Origin of the sequence: Micromonospora sp. CPCC 205546 (genome assembly GCF_036902715.1) — a bacterium.
In the GTDB taxonomy this organism is placed as follows: domain Bacteria; phylum Actinomycetota; class Actinomycetes; order Mycobacteriales; family Micromonosporaceae; genus Micromonospora.
In genome coordinates this window covers 25697-46874 of record NZ_JBAKHL010000051.1, presented here as the reverse complement: position 1 = coordinate 46874, position 21178 = coordinate 25697, and the positions used below count along the sequence as shown (strand labels likewise).

General features: G+C 72.7%; 18 protein-coding genes. 6 read left to right on the top strand and 12 right to left on the bottom strand.

Going from position 1 to position 21178, the window contains the following annotated elements:
- Positions 1 to 90: 90 nt before the first annotated feature.
- The 5 genes from V6U77_RS22015 to V6U77_RS21995 form a co-directional block, all read right to left on the bottom strand.
- On the bottom strand, positions 91 to 1071 hold the full coding sequence (locus V6U77_RS22015) for a D-2-hydroxyacid dehydrogenase (RefSeq protein WP_334608432.1): 981 nt from the start codon (positions 1069 to 1071) through the stop codon (positions 91 to 93).
- Entirely contained in the window at positions 1068 to 1271 is a 204-nt protein-coding gene (locus V6U77_RS22010; protein ID WP_089000078.1) for a tautomerase family protein, read from the bottom strand. Before V6U77_RS22010 ends, V6U77_RS22015 begins: the two co-directional genes overlap by 4 nt.
- Before the next feature lie 2 nt (positions 1272 to 1273).
- Positions 1274 to 2146, bottom strand: a complete 873-nt coding sequence (locus tag V6U77_RS22005) for a tetratricopeptide repeat protein (protein WP_334608428.1) — start codon at positions 2144 to 2146, stop codon at positions 1274 to 1276.
- 67 nt (positions 2147 to 2213) lie between these two features.
- Positions 2214 to 3824: an ABC transporter substrate-binding protein gene (locus tag V6U77_RS22000; RefSeq protein WP_334608426.1), complete on the bottom strand. Its 1611-nt coding sequence runs from the start codon at positions 3822 to 3824 to the stop codon at positions 2214 to 2216.
- A gap of 38 nt (positions 3825 to 3862) precedes the next feature.
- On the bottom strand, positions 3863 to 4912 hold the full coding sequence (locus V6U77_RS21995; RefSeq protein WP_334608424.1) for a dipeptidase: 1050 nt from the start codon (positions 4910 to 4912) through the stop codon (positions 3863 to 3865).
- A gap of 309 nt (positions 4913 to 5221) precedes the next feature.
- Here V6U77_RS21995 and V6U77_RS21990 point away from each other — a divergent pair, with 309 nt between their 5' ends.
- Entirely contained in the window at positions 5222 to 5728 is a 507-nt protein-coding gene (locus V6U77_RS21990; protein WP_442934481.1) for a DinB family protein, read from the top strand.
- Between the two features lie 58 nt (positions 5729 to 5786).
- Here V6U77_RS21990 and V6U77_RS21985 read toward each other — a convergent pair whose 3' ends face one another.
- Genes V6U77_RS21985 through V6U77_RS21970 form a run of 4 tightly spaced genes read right to left on the bottom strand, consistent with a single transcriptional unit; the run spans position 5787 to position 8672 of the window.
- On the bottom strand, positions 5787 to 6569 hold the full coding sequence (locus tag V6U77_RS21985; RefSeq protein WP_334608422.1) for an alpha/beta hydrolase: 783 nt from the start codon (positions 6567 to 6569) through the stop codon (positions 5787 to 5789).
- Between the two features lie 22 nt (positions 6570 to 6591).
- On the bottom strand, positions 6592 to 7782 hold the full coding sequence (locus V6U77_RS21980; protein ID WP_334608421.1) for a spore photoproduct lyase family protein: 1191 nt from the start codon (positions 7780 to 7782) through the stop codon (positions 6592 to 6594).
- A gap of 43 nt (positions 7783 to 7825) precedes the next feature.
- The gene (locus V6U77_RS21975; RefSeq protein WP_334608418.1) at positions 7826 to 8227 is read right to left on the bottom strand and encodes a DUF4180 domain-containing protein; all 402 of its coding nucleotides are present in this window, start codon (positions 8225 to 8227) and stop codon (positions 7826 to 7828) included.
- Positions 8220 to 8672, bottom strand: a complete 453-nt coding sequence (locus V6U77_RS21970) for a helix-turn-helix domain-containing protein (RefSeq protein WP_334608417.1) — start codon at positions 8670 to 8672, stop codon at positions 8220 to 8222. The genes V6U77_RS21975 and V6U77_RS21970 overlap by 8 nt, the downstream gene beginning before the upstream one ends.
- A gap of 450 nt (positions 8673 to 9122) precedes the next feature.
- Between V6U77_RS21970 and V6U77_RS21965 the strand changes: the two genes are divergently transcribed.
- From V6U77_RS21965 to abc-f, 3 genes are all read left to right on the top strand, one after another.
- Complete coding sequence (locus V6U77_RS21965) at positions 9123 to 10322, top strand: RtcB family protein (protein WP_334608416.1); 1200 nt, start codon at positions 9123 to 9125, stop codon at positions 10320 to 10322.
- Positions 10323 to 10447: 125 nt separating this feature from the next.
- Entirely contained in the window at positions 10448 to 11542 is a 1095-nt protein-coding gene (locus V6U77_RS21960; protein WP_334608414.1) for an SRPBCC family protein, read from the top strand.
- 232 nt (positions 11543 to 11774) lie between these two features.
- The gene (abc-f, locus tag V6U77_RS21955) at positions 11775 to 13424 is read left to right on the top strand and encodes a ribosomal protection-like ABC-F family protein (RefSeq protein ID WP_334608412.1); all 1650 of its coding nucleotides are present in this window, start codon (positions 11775 to 11777) and stop codon (positions 13422 to 13424) included.
- A 9-nt stretch (positions 13425 to 13433) separates the two neighbouring features.
- On the opposite strand, the gene V6U77_RS21950 is transcribed toward abc-f, so the two are convergent.
- The gene (locus V6U77_RS21950) at positions 13434 to 14639 is read right to left on the bottom strand and encodes a chitosanase (protein WP_334608411.1); all 1206 of its coding nucleotides are present in this window, start codon (positions 14637 to 14639) and stop codon (positions 13434 to 13436) included.
- A gap of 276 nt (positions 14640 to 14915) precedes the next feature.
- Here V6U77_RS21950 and V6U77_RS21945 point away from each other — a divergent pair, with 276 nt between their 5' ends.
- Complete coding sequence (locus V6U77_RS21945) at positions 14916 to 16166, top strand: snapalysin family zinc-dependent metalloprotease (protein WP_442934480.1); 1251 nt, start codon at positions 14916 to 14918, stop codon at positions 16164 to 16166.
- A gap of 135 nt (positions 16167 to 16301) precedes the next feature.
- Positions 16302 to 17072, top strand: coding sequence for a hypothetical protein (locus tag V6U77_RS21940; RefSeq protein WP_334608409.1), 771 nt, complete (start codon positions 16302 to 16304; stop codon positions 17070 to 17072).
- A gap of 133 nt (positions 17073 to 17205) precedes the next feature.
- On the opposite strand, the gene V6U77_RS21935 is transcribed toward V6U77_RS21940, so the two are convergent.
- Both V6U77_RS21935 and V6U77_RS21930 read right to left on the bottom strand, forming a co-directional pair.
- Entirely contained in the window at positions 17206 to 17859 is a 654-nt protein-coding gene (locus tag V6U77_RS21935; protein WP_334608407.1) for a C39 family peptidase, read from the bottom strand.
- Positions 17860 to 18301: 442 nt separating this feature from the next.
- Positions 18302 to 21091 carry an ATP-binding protein gene (locus tag V6U77_RS21930; RefSeq protein ID WP_334608406.1) on the bottom strand — a complete coding sequence of 930 codons (2790 nt, stop codon included), beginning with the start codon at positions 21089 to 21091 and terminating at the stop codon, positions 18302 to 18304.
- Between the last annotated feature and the right edge of the window lie 87 nt (positions 21092 to 21178).

Below are 21178 nucleotides of genomic sequence, written 5' to 3'. Positions count from 1 at the left end.
GGCCGGGCGCGCACGGCCCGGGCCCGACACCGGGCGGCGGCCCCCCCGGTCCCGGGGGGCCCCCCCGCCTCTCGACGCGGGTCGGGTCGGTCAGTACCCCAGCTCCGGCTGGCGCTTCGTGCCGGTCAACGGCTTCCCGGCCAGGTACAGGTCGAAGTTGGCGCAGAAGTCCGCGTAGAGCCGCTGCAGGTTGCCCGAACCGCGGAACGACGTGTGCGGGGTGGCGGTCGTGCGCGGCAGGCTCCACAACCGGTGGTCCGGCGGCAACGGCTCCTCCTCGAACACGTCGAGCACGGCACCGGCGATCCGACCCTGCCGCATCGCGTCGACGAGCGCGTCCTCGACGATCAGGGCACCCCGCCCCACGTTGACCAGGATGGCGCTCTCCTTCATCGCCGCGAAGCGCTCGGCGTCGAAGAAGTACCGGTTCTCCTCGGTCAGCGGCATGGCCAGCACCACGGAGTCGGCCTCGGGCAGCAGCGTGAGATGGTCGGCGAACGACTCCACCCGGTCGAAGCCCTCGGCGGGCGTACCCGAACGGTTGACCCCGATCACGGTGACGCCCAGGGCGCGGGCGCGCCAGGCCACCTCCCGGCCGATCCCGCCGGTGCCGAAGACCAGCATGGTGCTGCCGATGAGGTCCCGGCCGACGATCCGTACCCACTCCCGGCGCTCCTGCGCCTCGCGCAGCTCGGGAAACGCCCGCTGGTGCAGGAGCACCGCACCGATGATGTACTCGGCGATCGGCACGTTGTAGGAGTTCCCGGACCGGGTGTAGACCAGCCCCTCGTCGAGGCGCCGGCGCATGATGTCGCCGCCCACCCAGTCGAACCCGGCGGCGGTGATCTGGATCCAGCGCAGCCCGTCGCACTTGCTCAGCAGCTCGTCGAAGGTGTCCTCGTTCATGGCGCTGCGCAGGATCACCTCGGCGTCGAGGTACTCCTCACGTACCGGCTCGTCCTCCGGCACGGAGGTGAACCGGCACTGCGGATAGCGCTCGCGCAGCTGCGGCAGCAGCTCGGCCAGGTTCGGCGTGATGAGGACGTGTGGTCCCCTGGCGGCGACGGTCATGACGACTCCTGCGCCTGCTTCTTCCGCTCGTTGTAGGTCAGGCCGCCCTTGGCCCAGTTGTCGTACGAGACCTCGTAGAGCAGGACGTGGGTGTTCTCCCGCGGGGAGCCGTACTTGACCAGCACGTCGGTCAGCTCGGCGATGATCGCGTTCTTGGTCTCCTGGTCACGCTTGCCGATCTCGGCACGGATGATTGCCATCGTCAGTTCTCCTTTGTCGTCGCCGCCGCGGCGAAGTCGGGGTTGTTGGCGTACTCGGCCTTGACCGCGAGGTAGGCGAAGGCGTGCGTGACACCGGTGCGCAGCACCCCGTCGAAGACCTCGCGGGCCTTCTCGATGTCGCCCTGGTGGTAGTGCCAGTTGCCCAGACCGTAGCCCTGCGTGACCGTCTTCAGGTCGTTGCCGTCACACATGGCCCACAGCTGCTCCGGGGTGATGTCGCCGGTGTAGAGCTGCATCCGGCCCTCGTAGCCGACCAGGTGGTCCTCCTGGACCAGGGTGATCTTGCGGAACCGGTCGAGCACCTCCTCGGCCTCGGCCGGCCGGCCGAGGCGGCGCAGCGCCATGTACTGCCAGTCCTGCGACGCCACGGTGCCCTCCTGGTGCCGGGAGGACTCCTCGGCCGCGCGGAAGCTGGGCAGGCAGCCCTCGAAGTCGCCGGTCAGGTACTGGGCGACCCCGAGGTGGTACCAGATGCCGGCGTGCAGCGTCGTGTTGTACCGGCCGAGGGCCTCCGGGTCCTGGGCGGCCATGGTGTCGGTGAGGTGCTGCGGGCGTACCTGCTCGGGCCGGCCGAGGATCAGGCTGATGACGTCCTTCTCCACCTCGGGCTGGTACATCTCGTACTCGTCCTCGACGCCGGGCAGTTGGTCGGCCGCGGCGCGCAGGTCGGCGATGGCGCCGGCGTAGTCGCCGATCGAGATGCGCCGGTGGCCCCGGAAACGCAGCAGCCGCGCGCTGCCCGGCTCCAGTTCGAGCGCCTCGGTCAGCAGCGCCACCGACTCGCCGTGCTTGTTGAGGTAGCCCTTGAGCCGGGCGGCGATGACATAGCGGTCGGTCAGCGGTACAGACGTCATGGGCCTGCCTTTCGTCGTCCTGGGGTGACGGCGGGGGCGCCGGGAGACCGGCGCCCCCGCCACGGCGTCAGCGGTCGAGCCAGATGTGCCGGTAGAAGCGGTACGTCGGTGTCGGGTCGCCCTTGTAGCCCATGACGTCCTTCTGCAGCACGTCGAAGTCGGCGTTGAGGAAGGTCATGGCCACCGGCCCGCGCTCGGCGAGGATCTTCTCGGCCTGCTGGTAGAGCGCGGCACGCTTGTCCTTGTCCATCTCCGAGCGGGCCTGGACGACCAGGCTCTCGTACTCCTTGTCGGACCAGTTGCCGTAGTTCAGGCCGCCGCCGGAGAGGAAGCTGGCGGTGAACCGCTCGTCCGGGTCGTACGTCAGGCCGAAGCCGGACTGGTACATGTCGAAGTCGGCGGACTTCGTCTTCGTGTCGGCGATGGTCGACTCGACCGACTCGATGGTCACCTTGATGCCGATCTTGGCGAGCTGCTGCTGCTCCACCTCGGCCGAGCGCACCTGGAACGCCGAGGTGGCGATGACCATGAGCTTGGCCTCGAAGCCGTCCGGGTACCCTGCCTCGGTCAGCAGCGCCTTGGCCTTCTCGACGTCGGCCTTGCCGTAGATCGGCTCCTTCACCGCGCCGAAGCGGTCCGGCGGCAGGTAGCCCGAGTTGAGCGCGGTCCCGAAGCCGGAGTTGGCCACGTTGAGGATCTCCTGGCGGTCGAGCGCGAGGAAGATGGCCTGCCGGACCTTCACGTTGTCGTACGGGGCCTTGGAGGTGTTGAGCCGCAGGTGCAGCGAGAGCGACCCGGAGCCGCCGTACCACTTGAGCTTCTCGTCGCGCTTGAGCGCGTCGATGAACTCGGGGGCGGGACGCCAGAGGAAGTCGACGGTGCCACTGCGTACCGCCGCGGCGCGGGCGTTGTCGTCCGGGTTGAAGGTGAAGTCCATCCCGTCCAGGTAGGGAACGCCCGGCTCCCAGTACTGGGCGTGCTTGTCGAGCTTGATGGCCTGGCCGGTGACCCGCGAGGCGATCTTGAACGGGCCGCTGCCGCCGTCGACGCTGCCGTTGAGGCCGCCCGCCTCGGCCACCGACCGGTCCACGATCGACGAGGCGGCGGTGGAGAGCAGGGTCAGGATGGCGGCGTTCGGCTTGGCCAGCTTCATCTCGACGGTACGCTCGTCGACCGCCGTGACCGAGGTGATGCCCTCGTAGCTACGTGCCCGTGGGGCCCGGGTCGCCGGGTTCTTGATCCGCTCGATCGAGTACTTCACGTCGGCGGCGGTCACCTTGCGCCCGCTGTGGAAGACCGCGTTGTCGCGCAGTTTGAACGTCACCGACAGGCCGTCGGTGCTCTGCGTCCACGACTCCGCGATCGCCGGCTTGATCTCGCCCCGGTACGACTGCACCAGCGACTCGTAGATCTGCTCGTTGATGACGAAGGCCGAGGTCTCCGACATGCGGTGCGGGTCGAGTTCGTTGGCGTCCAACCGGATCATGACCCGGAGTCGACCGCCGGACTTGGGGGTGCCTGCCGGCTGCGACTCGTCCTCCAGGCGGACGTTGCCGCTCAGACCGTCGTTGGAGCTGCTGCCGCTGTTCTTCGAGGGAGGCTCACCGCCTCCGCAGCCGGCGGCGAGCGCCGAGATGACGCCCACTGCCAGCACCTTGGTCAAAACACGAGTACGCATTGGTCTCCTTGGCTGGTGTCACGATCAGCGCTTACAGGTCAGGCCGGCTTCCACGTCTGTCCGTAGACCCGGAGCCAGTTGCCGCCGAGGATCTTGGTCACGTCGGCCGGCGAGAAACCGCCGTCCAGCAGCGCCTGGGTGAAGTTGGGGAAGTCCGCGGCGTCGTCCATCCCGATCGCCCGGCGCTCGGTCCAGCCGAAGTCACCGAGGAGGTTCTGGTTCTCCTTGGACTTCGACCGCGCGATGGACTCCAGCTGTGCGATCCGCATCGGCTCGGTCCATGTCTCGTCGTAGTCGGTGGCGATCGCGACGTGATCGACGCCGGCCACCTCCACCACGCGGCTGACGTGCTCGACGAAGCGGGCCAGATCCGGACGACGCGACGGGTCCTCCGGGTAGTAGAGGAACCCTGACAGGGTGGTGATACCCATGACGCCGCCCTGCTCGGCGAGGCTGCGCAGGTATCCGTCGGACTTGGCCCGGATGTGCGGCGACATCGCGTGGCAGAAGGAATGGGTGACGACGACCGGCTTGGCGGACGCCTCCATGGCGTCCAGGCCGGTGCGCTCGCCACAGTGCGAGACGTCGACCAGGATGCCCAGCTCGTCCATCGCCTGGACGAAGCGGCGACCGCGGTGCGTCAGACCCGAGTCGGTCTCCTCGCCGCAGCCGGCGCCGAGCAGGTTCTGCCGCTGATAGGTCAGTTGCAGGATGCGGACGCCGAGGTCGTAGAAGGTGCCCAGCAGATCGAGATCGACACCGATCATCTCGGTGTCCTGCGGACCGAAGATGACGGCTTCCTTGCCCTCAGCCTTGGCTCGCTCGATGTCGGCGACGGTCAGCGCGAGCAGCACGTCGTCGGGGTGTTCGTCGATCCACCTGCGGCAGCGGTTCACCTCCCGCAGGGCGGTGACCGTGTCCGCGTAGGGCCTGGTGACGGTGTGGTTGACGGCAGTGACGCCACCTCGCCGGATCCGGTCCAGGTGGGCGTCGCTGAGCTCGATGACCGTGCTGCCGTCCACCACGGTGGCGGCGGCGTGCAGCTCGGTCGCCGAGTTGGCGGGAATTTCCGTGGGGGCAGTGTTCACGTCATCTCCAGGATCATCGGAAGATGGGGAGACCCTACGAGAGCCGCCGGTTATTGTCCATAGACCTAGGCATAATCGTCGTCTAGGCCGTCAGTCGCGACGAAATTCGTCATATCCGAGGATCGCGAGTCGCCATAGGAGAGCACCACCGCACAAATGGGACGACGTCGCTGGCGGCCGGGCGCGCCGGGCGGGTCCGACCCCGGGTGGCGGCCGGCCGCCCGGCGGCGGGACGATCAGAGGGTGACGGGCGCCGCGCCGGACGACCGCCGGCCGCCGGGGGCGCCGTCAGGCGAGGGGGAGTGGGCCGTGGACACCGAACGGATCGGGCCGCCCGTCACGGGCGACGAGCGCGAGATGCTGCGCGCCTTCCTCGACTACCACCGGGCGACCCTCGCCATGAAGTGCGCCGGGCTGTCCGACGACGACCTGCGCCGGCAGTCGATGCCCCCGTCCACGCTGTCGCTGCTCGGCCTGGTGCGGCACATGGCGGAGGTGGAGCGGGCCTGGTTCCGCCGGACCATAGACGGCGAGGACGTCCCGCTGGTCTGGTCGGACGCCGGCGACTTCCAGGTGGCGTACGACGCGAGCGGCGCGACCCGCGCCGAGGCGTTCGACGCCTGGCGGCGGGAGGTCGCGCACTCCCGCCGCATCGAGCGCGAGGCCGCGTCGCTCGACGTCACCGGCCACCACGCCAGGTCAGGCGAGGACGTGTCGCTGCGGCTGGTGATGCTGCACCTGATCCACGAGTACGCCCGCCACAACGGCCACGCCGACCTGCTGCGCGAGGGCATCGACGGCGCCGTCGGCGCCTGAGCCGGCAGCCCGCAGGACCGGCACCGGGGCGGTCCGGTCGGCACCGGGGCCGGTCGGGTCAGCCGCGGGTGCGCAGCGGCAGCCGGGCCAGCACGTCCTGGATCTTCGCGTCCCAGTACGCCCAGTCGTGCGCGCCGGGGGAGAGGTCCACGGTGAGCGGGACGCCCCGCTCGCGGGCCGCCGCGGCGAAGGTCAGGTTGTCCTCGTACAGGAAGTCCTCGGTGCCACAGGCGACGTGCAACGCGGGCAGGTCGGCGCCCGCCGCCGCGTCGAGCAGGGCGAGGAGGTCGTCGTCGCTGCCGGCCACGGTGCGCTCGCCGAAGGCGGTGTGCCAGACGGCGGGGTCGAGGGGCGCGCTCGGATGGTGGCGGCGGGTGGCCACGTCGAGCGCCCCGGAGAGGCTCGCCGCCGCGGCGAACCGGCCCGGCTCGCGCAGCGCCCACTTCAGCGCCCCGTAGCCGCCCATCGAGAGCCCGGCGACGAACGTGTCCTCCCGGCGCGCGGAGAGCCGGAAGAACCCGTGGCAGAGCCGGGGCAGTTCCTCGCTGAGGAAGGTCCAGTACCGGTTGCCGTGCTCCTCGTCGGCGTAGAAGCTGCGCCCGACCTGGGGCATCACCACGGCCAGGCCGAGCGGCGCCACGTACCGCTCGATCGAGGTGCGGCGCAGCCAGATCGTGTCGTCGTCGGACAGCCCGTGCAGCAGGTAGAGCACGGGCGGGTCGCCCTGCCCGGCGCTGCCGGACATGCCGATCTGCGTGGTGGTCCGCTGGGGCAGGATCACCGTCATCGAGGTGCTGAGACCGAGCACCTCGGAGTGGAAGTCGACACGCATGAGGGCCACGGTCGTCGACCGTAGCTGATCCTCATGTCCAGTAGAGGACCCGGCAGGCCGGCAGCCGGGCGGCCAGCTCGCGGTCGAACCAGGTGCGCAGCTCGGCCATGGTGTCGCGCGGGTAGACGTACTTCACCGCGCCGAACCTGCCGTACTTGCGGCTGCGGGCGGACTCGTCCATCTCCAGCCTCGTGCGCGGGTACCAGCCGAGCAGCACCTCCTTGCTGCCCGGGGTGAACCGGTGGGTGATCAGCTCGGCGGTCAGGTCGAGCCCCGGCACCCCGGCGACGGCGTCCGCGACCGCGTCGAGCAACTCGCCGTAGTGCTCCCGCCAGTCCGGCAGCGGCATGATCGGCGCGACGGTCAACCCCACGGGATAGCCGTCGAGGGCGAGCCGGCGCAGCGCCGCCAGCCGGTGCGGCACCGGGGCCGTGCCGCCCTCCATCCATTCGCTGACCGGGCGGCAGTTGACGCTGAACCGGACGCGGGTGCGCCCGGCGTGCGGCAGCCCGACGAACGTGTCGACGTCGGCGTACTTGGTCGTCCAGCGCAGCTGCACCGGGGCGTCCCAACCGGCGAAGTGCTCCACGGCCCGCCGCCAGCTGCCGGTGAGGTGTTCCAGGGCGAGCGGGTCGGTGTAGCAGGACGCCTCGAAGGTGGTGCCCTCGGCGGCCCGCCCGGTGCTGCGGCTGGTCACCGTGCCCCGCCCGGCGTAGTCGGCCAGGCCGGCGAGGATGTCGTCCAGGTCGGCGTACACCCGCGTCACCGGCGGTCCCGACAGCGAGCCGGCGAGGTAGCAGTACTGGCAGTGCGCCGGGCAGCCCTCCGCCAGGTCGAAGCGCCAGTCCGCGCTGGGCGCGATGGGTTGCAGCTTCCGGCGCGACGGCGGGCTGACCACGATCGCCATGGTCGCCTTCGCCCGCGCGTACGTCTCCCGCTCGGTGCCCCCGCGGATGCCGGTGAGGCGGTTGGCGCGCAGCCGCTCCACCTCGATGCCCAGGGCCTCGACGCGGTGGGCGATCCGTCGGCCGTGCGGATGATCGAGCGCGGCCGGCGTGGCGACCACCCGGCGCGGCGTCCACCGCCGCGCCGGCCGCGCGGCCGGCGCCAGCCCGGCCAGGTCGCGGGTCGGCACGCGCTCGCCGCTGGCGTCGTGCGGCGCGGGCGGTACGTCGACGGCCAGTGGCTCGTCGACGTCCACGGGCTCGGCCTGCGGCCTCATCCGCGCCGGTTACCCGCCCCGCCGGGCGGCAACCCCGGGGCGGTCAGCCGCGTGTCGGTGCCCCGTGCGGCCCGGGTCCCGCCGCCGGCGCCAGCCGGGCGTCGAGGGCGTCGAGGTCGGGGACGAACCACACGTGGCCGGAGCGGTTCGACTCGTGGACGAGGGCGCGCAGGGCCGAGCTGGCGGCGAGGTGCGCGCTGATGTCGCCCACGACGACCAGGCGGATGCGGTAGTTGACGAACTTCTGCATGATCTCGCCTGCGAAGCGGGTGCCGAGGGAGAAGAAGGAGGCGTCGAGCCGGCTCGCCGGCACGGCGACCAGCTCGGCGCCGAGGAAGGCCGCGCCGATCAGGTCGAGCGCGTCCTGCTCGGTGGCCACGGGCGGGCCGGCCGGGTCGCACACCAGCACCGGCACCCCGGCCCGCTCCTGGATGAGGTCAGGCACCGTCGGCCCCTCCGCCGAGCAGGCCGTTGTCGCCGTCGAGGACGGCATCGACCAGGCGCAGCACGTCGGCGGTGGCCGAGGCGTCGCCCAGGATCACGATCTTCATGCGGTTGCGCTCCTCGTCGTGGACGGTCTGGATGCGCAGCCGGTGCGCGGGGTGGTGGCTGGTGTTCGCCGCGGCCAGCACGAGCGTGGCCAGCCGGTCGGCCGCGGCGCGGTCGACGCCGTCGATCTGCAGGATGCTCGACACCTCCATCGCCGTGCCGACGGCACGGGCGGGCGCCGGCCGCCCGGTCAGCGCGTCGAGGTCGGCGCGGGCGATCCGGTACTGCTTGCCGATCCGCACCGCCCTGAGCCGACCCGTGCGGATGTAGCCACGCACGGTGCGCACGTGCAGGCCCAACCGCTCGGCCACCTGCTCGACTGAGAACATTTCCTCACTCATCGTTCCCCACCCTAGCCCGGAAAGGGAGCGATAGGGAATCATATTCGGGGCCCGTCGGTGATGTGGGCGGCCGTGGATATGTGTTGCGGCCACCGCGGGGCCCGCTTACCGTCATCGACGCAAGGTCGACCGACGACCCAGGGGAGTACGCCGTGCCGCAGCGCACCCGCACCGACGCCACGTGGCCGACGCCGCGCGGCGGTGCCCCGCTGCCAGCGGGCACACCGCAGTGGTGTCGCCACCGTTCCCCGCGGGGTCGGCGGCCCGGGTGGCGGCGCGTCTAGCGCCGGCACGTCCGCGCAGCCGCCCACCCCACCGGGGTCCGGGCGGCTCTTTCGTCCCCGGCATCCCGAGTTCCCCCACCCCCGAGCCACGCCGGTGACGGCGCCGGCGTCCCGTCGCGAACCCGCCGGGACGCGGCCGACCAGCCGACGACACGAGGAGACGACGATGAGTTTCACCCCGCTCCCGGGCACCCGCGCGCCGGTACGGGTCTGGACCGACCCGTACGGCATCGAGCCGCAGGCCGCCCAGCAACTGCGCAACATCGGCGCGCTGCCGTGGGTGCAGGGCGTCGCGGTCATGCCCGACGTGCACTTCGGCAAGGGCGCCACGGTCGGCTCGGTCATCGCGATGCGCCAGGCCGTCTCGCCGGCCGCCGTCGGTGTCGACATCGGCTGCGGCATGTCGGCGGTGCGCACCTCGCTGACCGCCGCCGACCTGCCCGACGACCTGGCCGGGCTGCGCTCGGCGATCGAGGCCACGATCCCGGTCGGGTTCAACCAGCGGGAGAAGCCGGTCGACCCGCGCCGGGTCCGCGGCCTGGAGCAGGCCGGCTGGGACGACTTCTGGCGCCGGTTCGCCGACCTCGACCGGCGGGTGGCGCAGCTTCAGACGCGGGCCCAGCGGCAGATGGGCACGCTCGGCGGCGGCAACCACTTCATCGAGGTCTGCCTGGAGCAGGGCGGCGCCGACGAGGGACGGGTGTGGCTGATGCTGCACTCCGGCTCCCGCAACATCGGCAAGGAGCTGGCGGAGCGGCACATCGCCGTCGCCCGGCGGCTGCCGCACAACACCGACCTGCCCGACCGGGACCTCGCGGTGTTCCTCACCGGCACGCCGGAGATGGACGCCTACCGCCGGGACCTGTGGTGGGCGCAGGAGTACGCGCGGCGCAACCGGGCCGTCATGCTCGCCCTGCTCTGCCAGGTGGTGCGCGAGCAGTTCCCGCAGGTGGGCTACGACGAGCCGATCAGCTGCCATCACAACTACGTGGCGGAGGAGAGCTACGACGGCGTCGACGTGCTGGTCACCCGCAAGGGGGCGATCCGGGCCGGTCGGGGGGACCTCGGCATCATCCCGGGGTCGATGGGCACCGGCTCGTACGTCGTGCGGGGCAAGGGGAACCCCGACGCGTACTGCTCCGCGTCGCACGGGGCGGGGCGGCGGATGTCACGGGCGCAGGCGAAGCGCACCTACAGCACCGCCGACCTGGCCGCGCAGACCGCCGGCGTGGAGTGCCGCAAGGACGCCGGGGTGGTCGACGAGATCCCCGGCGCGTACAAGGACATCACCCAGGTGATGGCCCAGCAGGAGGACCTGGTCGAGGTGGTGGCGCACCTCAAGCAGGTGGTCTGCGTGAAGGGATGACCGCCGACCGGCGCCCGCGAGGGGTGGGCGCCGGTCGCGCGCCCACGGCCCACGTGGTGCCGGCGACGTGCGCCGGGCATCCCCCGTGCCGACGGGTGCGCGATCGATGCCCGTAGAGTCTCTCCGTGACCGAGATCGACGTGCAGGTCGACCTGTTCCACCCGGCGGACCGGGTGTGGCGCGCATTGACGGATCGCGCTCTGCTCGCGCGCTGGTTCACCGAGGTCGAGCCGATGGCCGGGGCACGCGGACGGCTGCTGCTCTTCACGGCCGGCCTGCCCGGGTTCGACGCCGCCGTCGACGCGGAGGTGACCGACCGGCGGGAGCCGGAGCTGATCGCCCTGCGGTGCCTCGAGGGCGGCCGGCGCAGCCGCCTGAGCTGTGCCGTCGTCCCCACGACCGCGGGTTGCCGACTGTCGGTCCGCGAGGCGCTGGAGCACGGCGGTTGGCCCGACGGGCAGCGCGAGCGTCGCGAGGAGTCCTACCGGCAGGCGTTGACGGGGCGGCTGCCGGCGATCCTCGACTGGCTGGCCTTCCGCCAGGTCGACCTGCGTCGCGGCGAGGCCGGGACGACGACCGAGATGCCGGTGACCGAAGTGGTCGGCGACGAGCCGGCACCGGCCGGCCGCCGCCGCTGGCCCCTGCTGGTCGCGGGGCTGGCCGGCGTCGTGCTGGTCGCCGGGGCGGCGGTGTGGGCGGTCCTGCCCGCCGAGCCGGAGCAGGTCGCCGGCCCCGGCCCGGTGCCGTCGCCGACCGCCTCGACCACCCCGAGCCGCACGCCGCAGCCGACCCCCTCCGCCCGCCCCTCGCGCAGCACCACGCCGACCCCCTCCCGATCGAGCCGTACGCCGTCGGCGACGCCCTCGGCGACCCCGTCGCGTACGCCCACCTCGCCCGCGCCGTCGGCCGCCGCCATGACCGCCAGCTACGAGACCGTGTCGAGACCGCTGCTCGGCTACACGGGCGAGGTCGTCGTCGACAACCCCGGCGACGCGGCGGTGACCGGGTGGAAGGTGGTCGTCACGCTCGCCGAGGGCGGCACGCTCACCGACGTCAGCGGGGCCGAGTGGCGGCAGCGGGGGCAGGTCGTCACCTTCACCGGGCCGCCCGTGCCGGCCGGGCGCTCGCGGACGTTCACGTTCGCCGTCCGCGACGTCGACCCGCTCACCCGGGCGCCCGAGGACTGCGCGTTGGGCGACGACCCGTGCGCGGGGCTCTGACGGCGTCGCGCGTACCCGTGGTGCCCGTCGTGCCCGTCGTGCGCTGTTAGGATGGGCGCGAGTGATCACGGACAGGGAGACCAGACATGGCGGGTGACGACGACATCTCCGGGTGACACCGGAAGTGCCCGGCCACCGGCAGGCGTCCGACCGCCGACGTGGCCCAGAGCCGTCGTTCCCGAATCCCGTCGCGGCGCGCCCGGCGCGCCCACGTCACTCCGAGGGTTTCCGCATGTCCGAAGCATTCGTCATCTGCTCGGGTCTCTCCTTCTCCTGGCCCGACGACACCCCGGTCCTCGACGACCTGTCGTTCACCGTCGGCGCCGGGCGCACCGGCCTCGTCGCGCCGAACGGCGCCGGCAAGACCACCCTGCTCAGGCTGATCGCCGGTGAGCTCCGGCCCACCGGCGGGTCCGTGACCGTCGACGGGACGCTGGGCTACCTGCCGCAGAACCTTCCGCTGACCGGCGACCTGACGGTGGCCGAGGTCGTGGGGGTCGCGCCGGCCCTCGCGGCGCTGCACGCCATCGAGTCCGGCGACGCCGACGAGAAGCACTTCACCACGATCGGCGACGACTGGGACGTCGAGGAGCGCACCCGTGCCCAGCTGGACCGGCTCGGCCTCGACGACGTGTCTCTCGACCGCCCCCTGCACACCCTCAGCGGCGGTCAGGTGGTCTCCCTCGGCCTGGCGGCGCAACTGCTGCGGCGCCCCGACGTCCTGCTCCTCGACGAGCCCACCAACAACCTCGACCTCGACGCCCGCCGCAGGCTGCACGCCGTGCTGGCGGACTGGGCGGGTTGCCTGCTGCTGGTCAGCCACGACCGGGCACTGCTGGACCGGATGGACCGCATCCTCGAACTCGACCGCAGCGAGGTCCGCGCCTACGGCGGGAACTTCACCGCGTACGAGGAGGCGGCCCGCGCCGAGCGGGAGGTCGCGGAGAAGAACGTCCGCCACGCCGAGCAGGAGGTCAAGCGGGAGAAGCGGGAGATGCAGCAGGCCCGCGAGCGCGCCGAGCGCCGGGCCGGCAACGCCGCCCGCAACCTCAGGAACGCCGGCCTGCCGAGGATCGTCGCCGGCGGGATGAAACGCAGCGCCCAGGAGTCGGCGGGCCGGTCGAACGACACGCACGCCGCGCGGGTCGGCGACGCCAAGGCGCGGCTCGACGAGGCGGGCCGGGCACTGCGCGAGGAACAGCGGATCACGCTGGAGCTGCCGGGCACCAACCTTCCGGCCGGGCGTACGGTCTTCCACGGCGAGGCGATGCAGGTCCGCTACGGCGACCGGGCCCTCTTCGCCGGCGACGGCCTGGAGCTGACGATCCGGGGACCCGAGCGGATCGCGCTGACCGGGCCGAACGGCGCCGGCAAGTCCACCCTGCTGCGCATGGTCGACGGCGACGTGCAGCCGGAGGGCGGCCGGACACGGCGGGCCGACGGCCGCATCGCGTACCTGTCGCAGCGGCTGGACCTGCTGGAGCTCGACCGCACGGTGGCGGAGAACCTTGCCGCGTACGCGCCGACGATGCCGGAGGCGCAGCGGATGACCCTGCTCGCCCGCTTCCTGTTCCGGGGCCCCCGGGCCCACCTGCCGGTCGGCGCGCTCTCCGGTGGGGAACGGCTGCGCGCCACCCTGGCGTGCGTGCTGTTCGCCGAACCGGCGCCGCAGCTGCTCCTGCTCGACGAGCCGACGAACAACCTCGACCTCGTCAGCGTCGGGCAGTTGGAGAGCGCGCTCGACGCGTACGAGGGCGCGTTCGTGGTGGTCAGCCACGACGAGCGGTTCCTCGCGTCGATCGGTGTGGACCGCTGGCTGCGACTCGCCGACGGCCGGCTGCGGGAGACCGCCGCCCCGGCCGGCGTCGCGTCGCAGCCGTGACCGGGGACGTCAGCCGATGCGGTACTGGTCGCCGTAGACGGCGAACACCAGGGGCGTGTTCAGGTGGAAGTTGCCGTTGTTGAGGAAGACCCGCTGCGCGGTGTCGACGCGTGAGGTGTCCGAGTGCGCCGGTTCCTTCCTCATCTCGGCGACCCGCTCGTCGAGGAAGGCGTGCAGCCAGGTCCGCTCGTCGCCGCCCTGGGCCGGGGGCTTCGCCCGGGCCAGGGCGCGGCTGCGGATCGCGCGCATGCCCTCGTAGCCGTGCATGACCGCCGCGTCGTAGTAGGCGAACTGCCCGAGCGCCCGTACGCCGTCGGTCTTGCCGTCGCGGACGGACGGGTTGAAGTAGACGCGGTCCCGCTCGGCCTCCTGAGCGGCCCGGAACACCGGGTCGGCGGCGGCGGTGCGCCAGTCGCGGGGGAAGTACGGGTCGAGGCCGGCGTGCGAGTCGGTGCCGTTGACGGCACGCAGTGCCGGCAGGTAGCCGGCCAGCACGTTGCCGGGCTTGGTCCGCGTGTACGCCTCCACCAGTTCGAGCATGTCGCCGGTGCCGGAGCAGAAGCCGATGATGCCGGCGGTGTAGCCGCGCCCGTCGCCGATGTCCTCGATGTAGGAGAACTGGGCGCGCCAGTCTAGTGAGGAGTTCTCCGCCGCCGACACGAGCTGCATGGCGACGTCCTTCTTGTCCGGGTCGTCGAGGGGCGCGCCGGCCGGGGCGGACGGAGTGGGCGTGGCGCCGCCGCCGGGCAGGGTCCACCGCTGGTTGGCGTTGCCGGAGCAGCCCCAGATCTGCAACCGCGCGCCGTTGGCCGTGCTCCAGTCCGTGACGTCGAGGCACTTGCCGGAGCCGGTGTTGACCAACGCGCCGTTGCTGGCGGTCCACTTCTGCGCGCCGGTGCCGTTGCAGTCGTACAGCTGCACCTTGGCGCCGTCGGCGGTGGACGCGGCGGTCACGTCCAGGCACTTGCCGAGCGCCCGGACCGAGCCGTCGGCGTTGCCGACCGTCCACACCTGGGCGGCGGTGCCGTTGCAGTCCCAGAGCTGGATCGGGGTGCCGTTGGCCGGATTGGCCGCCGCGACGTCGACGCACTTGCCGCCGAGGCCGGTGACCGGGCCGGCCGCCGCGGCGCTGGCCGAGGGCAGGCCGTAGCCGATGGCGGCGACGGTGACCGCGAGCGCGGCCGAGAGGTGAGCGACGGTCCGCTTGCGAGGCATGGCGCTCCTCGGGTGGGGATGGCGGCGCGCCGCCTCGGTGGGCTTGCGGCCCGGTGGACGGCCGGACGGCCACCACCGCTTCAGGAAACTGTATTAACAAATAGCAGTGCGTCGATTGGCTGTCAATCGGGACGCCCCGGCCGGCCCGTGGTGTCGTTCCGGCCCGTGGCCTCGTTCCGGCGCGGGATCGCGGCCGGTGGCCGGGTGGGGGTGCCGGTATGACGATTCCGTTATGCCGCATATCGGCGACCGCCGCTTTAGCATTCACGTACATCGATGACCGGCGGTGGCACGCCGCCGGACAACTCAGGGAGTGCGTGTATGTTCCGACGACAACTGCTGCACGCGGCGACCGCCGCGCTGGCGGCGGTGCTGGCCGCAACCGGAATGCAGGTTGCCACCGACACGAACGCGTCCGCCGACCCGGGCGCTTCCGCCGCCCGGACCGTCTACTACGACGCGAGCCGCGCCGGCGAGTTCCGCACCAACTTCGACCAGGCCGCGGCCATCTGGAACAGCCGCGTCAGCAACGTCCAGCTGGTCGCCCGTACGCCGGGCAACGTCACCATCTACGTCGACAGCGGCTGGCCGCGCGCCCAGGTCAGCGGGCTCGGCTCCGGCCGGGTCTGGATGGGCTGGACCGCCGTCAACCAGGGCTACGACCGCACCCGCATCGCCACCCACGAGATCGGCCACATCCTCGGCCTGCCCGACCGGCGTACCGGGCTCTGCTCCGACCTGATGTCCGGCAGCAGCGCGCCGGTCTCCTGCCGCAACGCGTACCCGAGCGCCGCCGAGGCGTCGCGGGTGAACCAGCTCTTCGCCGGTGGTCTCGCCGCGTCGGAGGTGCCCACCGGCACGTTCACGTGGAACGACACCGACGACATCTCGCCGCAGGTGGTCAACGGCCGGCCGGCGAGCGAGAACTACCCGTGGATGGTGTACGTCTCCGGCTGCACCGGCACCCTGATCAAGGCCAACTGGGCGGTCACCGCCAAGCACTGCGGGACCCCCACCTCGGTGCGGGTCGGCAGCGTCAACCGCAGCAGCGGTGGCACCGTCGTCCGGGTGACCCGGGCGGTCAACCACCCCAGCGTCGACGTGAAGCTGCTGCAGCTCGCCAGCAACGTCACGTACGCCCCCGCGCCGATCCCGACCACCTCCGGCGCGGTCGGCACCGCCACCCGGATCATCGGCTGGGGCCAGACCTGCGCCCCGCGCGGCTGCGGTAGCGCCCCGACCGTCGCGCACGAGCTGGACACCTCGATCGTCGCGGACAGCCGGTGCCTCGGCATCAACGGCCCGTACGAGATCTGCACCAACAACACCAACGGCAACTCGGGCGCCTGCTACGGCGACTCGGGCGGCCCGCAGGTGCGCCGGATCAACGGGGCGTGGGCCCTGATCGGCGCCACCAGCCGCGCCGGCAACAACAACTCGACCTGCGCCACGGGCCCGTCCATCTACGTGGACCTGCCCTCCATCCGCACCTGGATTAACACCCAGGTCGGCGGCCTGCCGGTCTGACCCACCCCGGTACGGGGGGCGCCGCTTGCGGCGCCCCCCGTTCGTCGTTCGGTGGCCGTGCCGTCAGGGTGTCACGCGACGACCACCCGCAGTGCGGTACGGTGCCTGGCACATCGACCCCTCCCGAGGTGAACCATGCGTGCCGTGGCCGCGCTCGCCCTTACCCTGGCGCTCGCTCCCGCTCCGACGCCGTCGGCCTCCGGTGGGCCGGTCGGTGACCTGCTCGGCGGCGTCGGGCAGATCGTCGACGACCTGCTCGAGGGCGGTGGCAGGGCCACCCCCACACCGGGCGCCTCTCCGACACCTGTCCCACCCGACCCGGTGGTCACCGCCCCGGCCAACCCGTCCACCGCCCCGGCCGCCCCGGCGTCAGCGAACCCGTCCGCGAGCGCCTCCCCGGCAGGTGCCCGGCCCGCCGGACGCCCGACCGGGCGGGAGGCCGAGGCGCCACCCCCGAACGGGCGGGGCGCCACCCCTGCCCCTCCCTCGACCGAGGCGGCCCCGCCCGGCGAGGACGACGGGGGAGTGGACCGGTCGTTGATCCACGGCCTCGTGCTGGGTGCCCTGGCGATGCTGGTGCTGTTCGTCCTGACCCGTCGGCGCCGACCCGCCGCCGCGGTTGCCGGCCCGGCCGCGCCGGCCTTCCCGCCGTCCCCGGTGCCGGTCAGCCCGCAGCCCGTCGCGTCGCTCAGCCCGCAGTCCGTCGCCGCGCCGGTCGGCCCGCCGTCCCCGGTGCCGGTCAGCGCACAGCCCGTCGCGTCGCTCAGCCCGCCGTCCCCCGCGCCGGAACCCGACGAGGAATCCCTGGCCGACAACGTGACCCACCTGCCGACGGAGCTGAACGCCATCTACGAACTGGGCCGGCTCGACGAGCGGCTCAGCCAGGAGCGCGACCGCAGATCCTGATCCGGGCGGGCGGGCGGGCGGGTGCGGGCGCGCGTGCGGGCATGATGCGGGCGCAGCCCGCGAGCATGACGAAAGGGCCGGGCCCCTGTGCGGGGTCCGGCCCTTGTGGTCTTCGTGTGGGTGTTGTCGTCGGTCAGGCGGTGTAGCCGCGGGTGGCGATCCAGTCGGCGAGGTTGTCCACGCTCATCCGGTAGGTGGCCTGGGTGGGGTCGGCGGAGTCGGCGATGGTGACGGTGTCGCCGTTGTCGCGGTAGCCGACGACGCTGATGTAGTGCCCGCCCTCGAAGGAGTGGGTGCCCCCGTCGGTGTCGGTGGCGGTGCCGGCGATGTTGGCGACGACGGCGTGGCCCTCGTCGATGGCGGTGACGATGTCGGCGCGTAGCTTGTCGGTCTGGGTGTCGTCGGCCTTGGGGTCGCGGATCTCGACGGACTGGTAGGCGTCCTTGCCGGTTTCCTTGTTGAGTACGGGGGTGATGTCGTTGATGGAGTTGGTGCCGGCTTCGGTGGTGCCCATGCGCTGGGCCATGGCGTCGACGTCGATGTTCTTGCCCTGGACGCTGAGGGCGTTGCGGGCGGCGGCGGGGCCGCAGTAGTAGAAGTTGGGCTGGGCCTCGTAGCGCACGCCGAGTTCCCGCTCGCCGCCCTTGCGGTCCTGGGCGACCGTGACGGGCTTGCCCTGGGTGGTGGGGGTGGCGACGGCGGTGGTGACGGGGCCGGCGACGGCGCCGCCGGCGAAGGCGAGCCCGGCAGCGGTCAGAGCGGTCCTACGGAGCATGTCGGTACGCATGATGACAAGGCACCTTTCGATCGGGGGTACCCGGACGCACACCAGAGGGGGGCGGGCGCGCCGCGGGCGGAGGAAAGGTTCTACGTCAGGCAGGTCCCCGGCGAAGGCCGGGGCGCGTCTGCGGGGCGTTGCAACTCCCCGGGCGGGCCACACATTCCACAGGCCGTGCCCCGGGGGCGGTACTCGGTGCTCCGGGGGGATGTAACCGCGTCGGCCCGGCCCGCATTCCGCTCACCCGGCCGACGAAGGGCCGACCCGAGCGGCCGGAAGGGCCTGCTCACGCGGCCACGGTGGTTACAACGACCCGGCACCCCGACCCATGCCCGGCCCACCGGTGGTGCCGGCCACCACAGATGCGACACACGCGACAGGACGGACTTCGCGCCCACCGCGAACCGGACAATGGACGCCGAACCGGTCAGTCGGCGACGTCGCGCGCGGATCAGGGGGCGGGCGGAAGGCGGCGTTCGATGGTGACGGTGGTGCCGTCGGCGGTGGAGACCAGGCGCACGTCGCCGTACGCGTTCATCAGCGTGGCGCCCCGCCCCCGGTCCATCGCCGGGCGACGGTCGCGCCACGTGCCGAAGTCCCGCACGGTGATGCGTACCGTGCCGTCGGACACCAGCAGCCCCACCCGTACCTCCGGGCGGGTGGGGCTCTGCGCGTGCTCGACGGCGTTGTTGACCGCCTCGGAGGCGGCCAGCAGGAGATCGGCCACCGTGTCCGGGTCGAGGTCCAGCACCTCCAGCGCGCCCCGCACGTCCCGGCGCATGGCCGCGGCCGACGTGGGTTGTGACGGGTACGTCCAGCCCGCGTCCAACGCGCCGAGGTGCTCGGGAGCCGGCGATCGCCCCGCCGGACAGTGCGCGTACCTCCCGTTCGTGTCGATCGACGCGGCGATCCCCGGCGTGGCGGGCGGGCCGTCCACCGGGGTCGGTGAACCAGGTGGGCTGCCTCCCGTGCCCAGGGTGCCCTCCGCGTCGGGGGACCGGCCGCCCCGGGTGCGGGCGCGGTGCAGGGTGGCGCGGATCCGGGCGATCAGCTCGGCCGCGGCGAAGGGCTTGACGACGTAGTCGTCGGCGCCCAGGTCGAGTCCCTCCACGCTGGCGTCCCCGCCGGCGCGCGCGGAGAGCACCACCACCGGCAGCGCCCGGGTGTCCTCCTGCCCGCGCAGGCGACGGACCAGTTCGAAGCCGTCGACCTCGGGCATCATCACGTCGGTGAGCACCAGGTCGGGCTGCTCCCGGCGGATCGCCTCGAGGGCCTGCCGGCCGTTGCCGACCGTCTCCACCCGCCAGCCCTGCTCACCCAGCAACCGGGCCAGGTACGCGCGCATGTCGGCGTTGTCGTCGGCCACCAGGATCCGGGCGCGCCCCAGCGCGTCCGCCCCGTACGCCGGCACCGGCGGCCCGGCCGGCGCGGACGTCCCCGCCTGCGCCGGGTCGGCCAGCCAGCCGGTCGCGATCTGGACGGCGGCCCGGGCGGCGTCGCCGACCCCGTCCACGGCCACGGCCGGCCCGGCGGTCCATCCCGTGGTGGACCAGGGCAGCGCCACGGTGAAGGTCGTTCCTGCCCCGACCCGGCTCTGCACCCGCACGTCACCGCCTTCGAGGCGGACCAGCTCGCGGACCAGGGCGAGCCCGATGCCGGTGCCCTCGTGGCTGCGCGACCGGGCGCCCTGCACCCGGTGGAACCGTTCGAAGAGCCGGGGCAGGTCCTCCTCGGCGATGCCGATGCCCGTGTCGGCGACGGTGAGTCGGATCTCCTCGTCGTCGGCGGTCAGAGCGACCCGGATCCGACCGACGAAGGTGTACTTCAGCGCGTTCGACAGCAGGTTGGTGACGATGCGTTCCCAGTTGACCGGGTCGACGCAGACCGGGCGGGGCAGCGGCGGGCAGTCGACCTCCAGACGCAGCCCGGCGCGTTCGACGGCCGCGCGGAAGACGCTGGCCAACTCCGTGGTGAGCCCGGCCAGGTCCACCTCGCGGGCCTCGCTGTGCGCCTGCCCGGCCTCCAGGCTGGAGAAGGTGAGCAGGCTGTTCACCAGGGTGAGCAGCCGGGTGGCGTTGCGCCAGGCGGTGTCGACGCGTTCGCGCTGCGTCGCCGGCAGGGGATGCTCGTTGTCGTTGAGGGCGTCGGCCAGAGGGCCGAGCATCAGTGTCAGCGGGGTCCGGAACTCGTGGCTGACGTTGGTGAAGAATCCCGTCTTGACCCGGTCCAGCTCGGCGAGCGCCTCGGCCCGCCGGCGCTCCTCCTCGTACGCCTGCGCGTTGCGCACGGCGACGGCCACCTGCTGGGTCAGCAACGCGTGGAACGACCGGTACGCCTCGTCCAACCCCCGGCTCGGGCTGACCCCGACCAGCAGCACCCCGAGCGGCTGGTCCGCCTCGGCGGAGGGCAGCGGCAGGGCGAGGGCGGTGCCGACCGCGTCACCCCACGGGCCGGCCGGCAGGGCGAGCCGTCGATCGATGCCGGTCACCTCGGTCGTCGTGCCGGCCGCGGCGGCCGCCAACCCCCACCCGTGCTCCTGGTCGGCCGGCGTCGTGTCGGGCAGGACCTCGGCCACGGGCTCTGCGCCGACGCAGGCGACGCGGCGCAGCAGCGCGCCCTCGCGCAGGTAGAACGCGGCGAAGGGGACGTCCAGCGGGTGTCGGCCGATGGCCTCGGCGAGCCGGGCGCAGGTGCTGCCCACGTCGACGGTCCGCCCGTCGCCGCCCACGGACAGGTCCCGCAGCAGGCGCAGCCGACGCTCGCCGACGACCTGTTCGGTGACCTCGCTGCAGACGGTGAGCACCCCGACCGTGCGTCCCTCGTCGTCGCGGGCGGGGGCGTGCGAGACGCTGAAGTACGCCTCCTCGCGGTAGCCGGACCGCTCGAGCAGCAGTTGCAGGGCCGGCACCCAGCTGGCGACCCCGGTCGTCATCGCCTCGTCGATCAGGGGGGCCAGCACGTCCCAGCCTTCGGCCAGGGTGACCCGCACGTCGCCGCCGAGCGCGTCGGGGTGCTTGTCGCCGATCAGGGCGGAGTACGCGTCGTTGTAGAGCTGGGTGAAGCGGCCACCCCACAGCAGCAGCATCGGGTAGCGGGAGGAGAGGACCACCCGGACGGCGGCGCGCAGGCTCTGCGGCCAGCCCTCGACCGGGCCGAGCGGCGTGGCGGCCCAGTCCAGACGCGCCATCAGCCGCCCGGTCTCACCGCCGTCGGCGAACAGGTCCCCCGTGGGTCGCGTCACCCTCGGTCGCACCCCATCGCAGCCCTCACTTCCGGGCCCCGATGACCCTTGCTGGCGTTACCCGCACATCCTGGCACCCGACTTCAG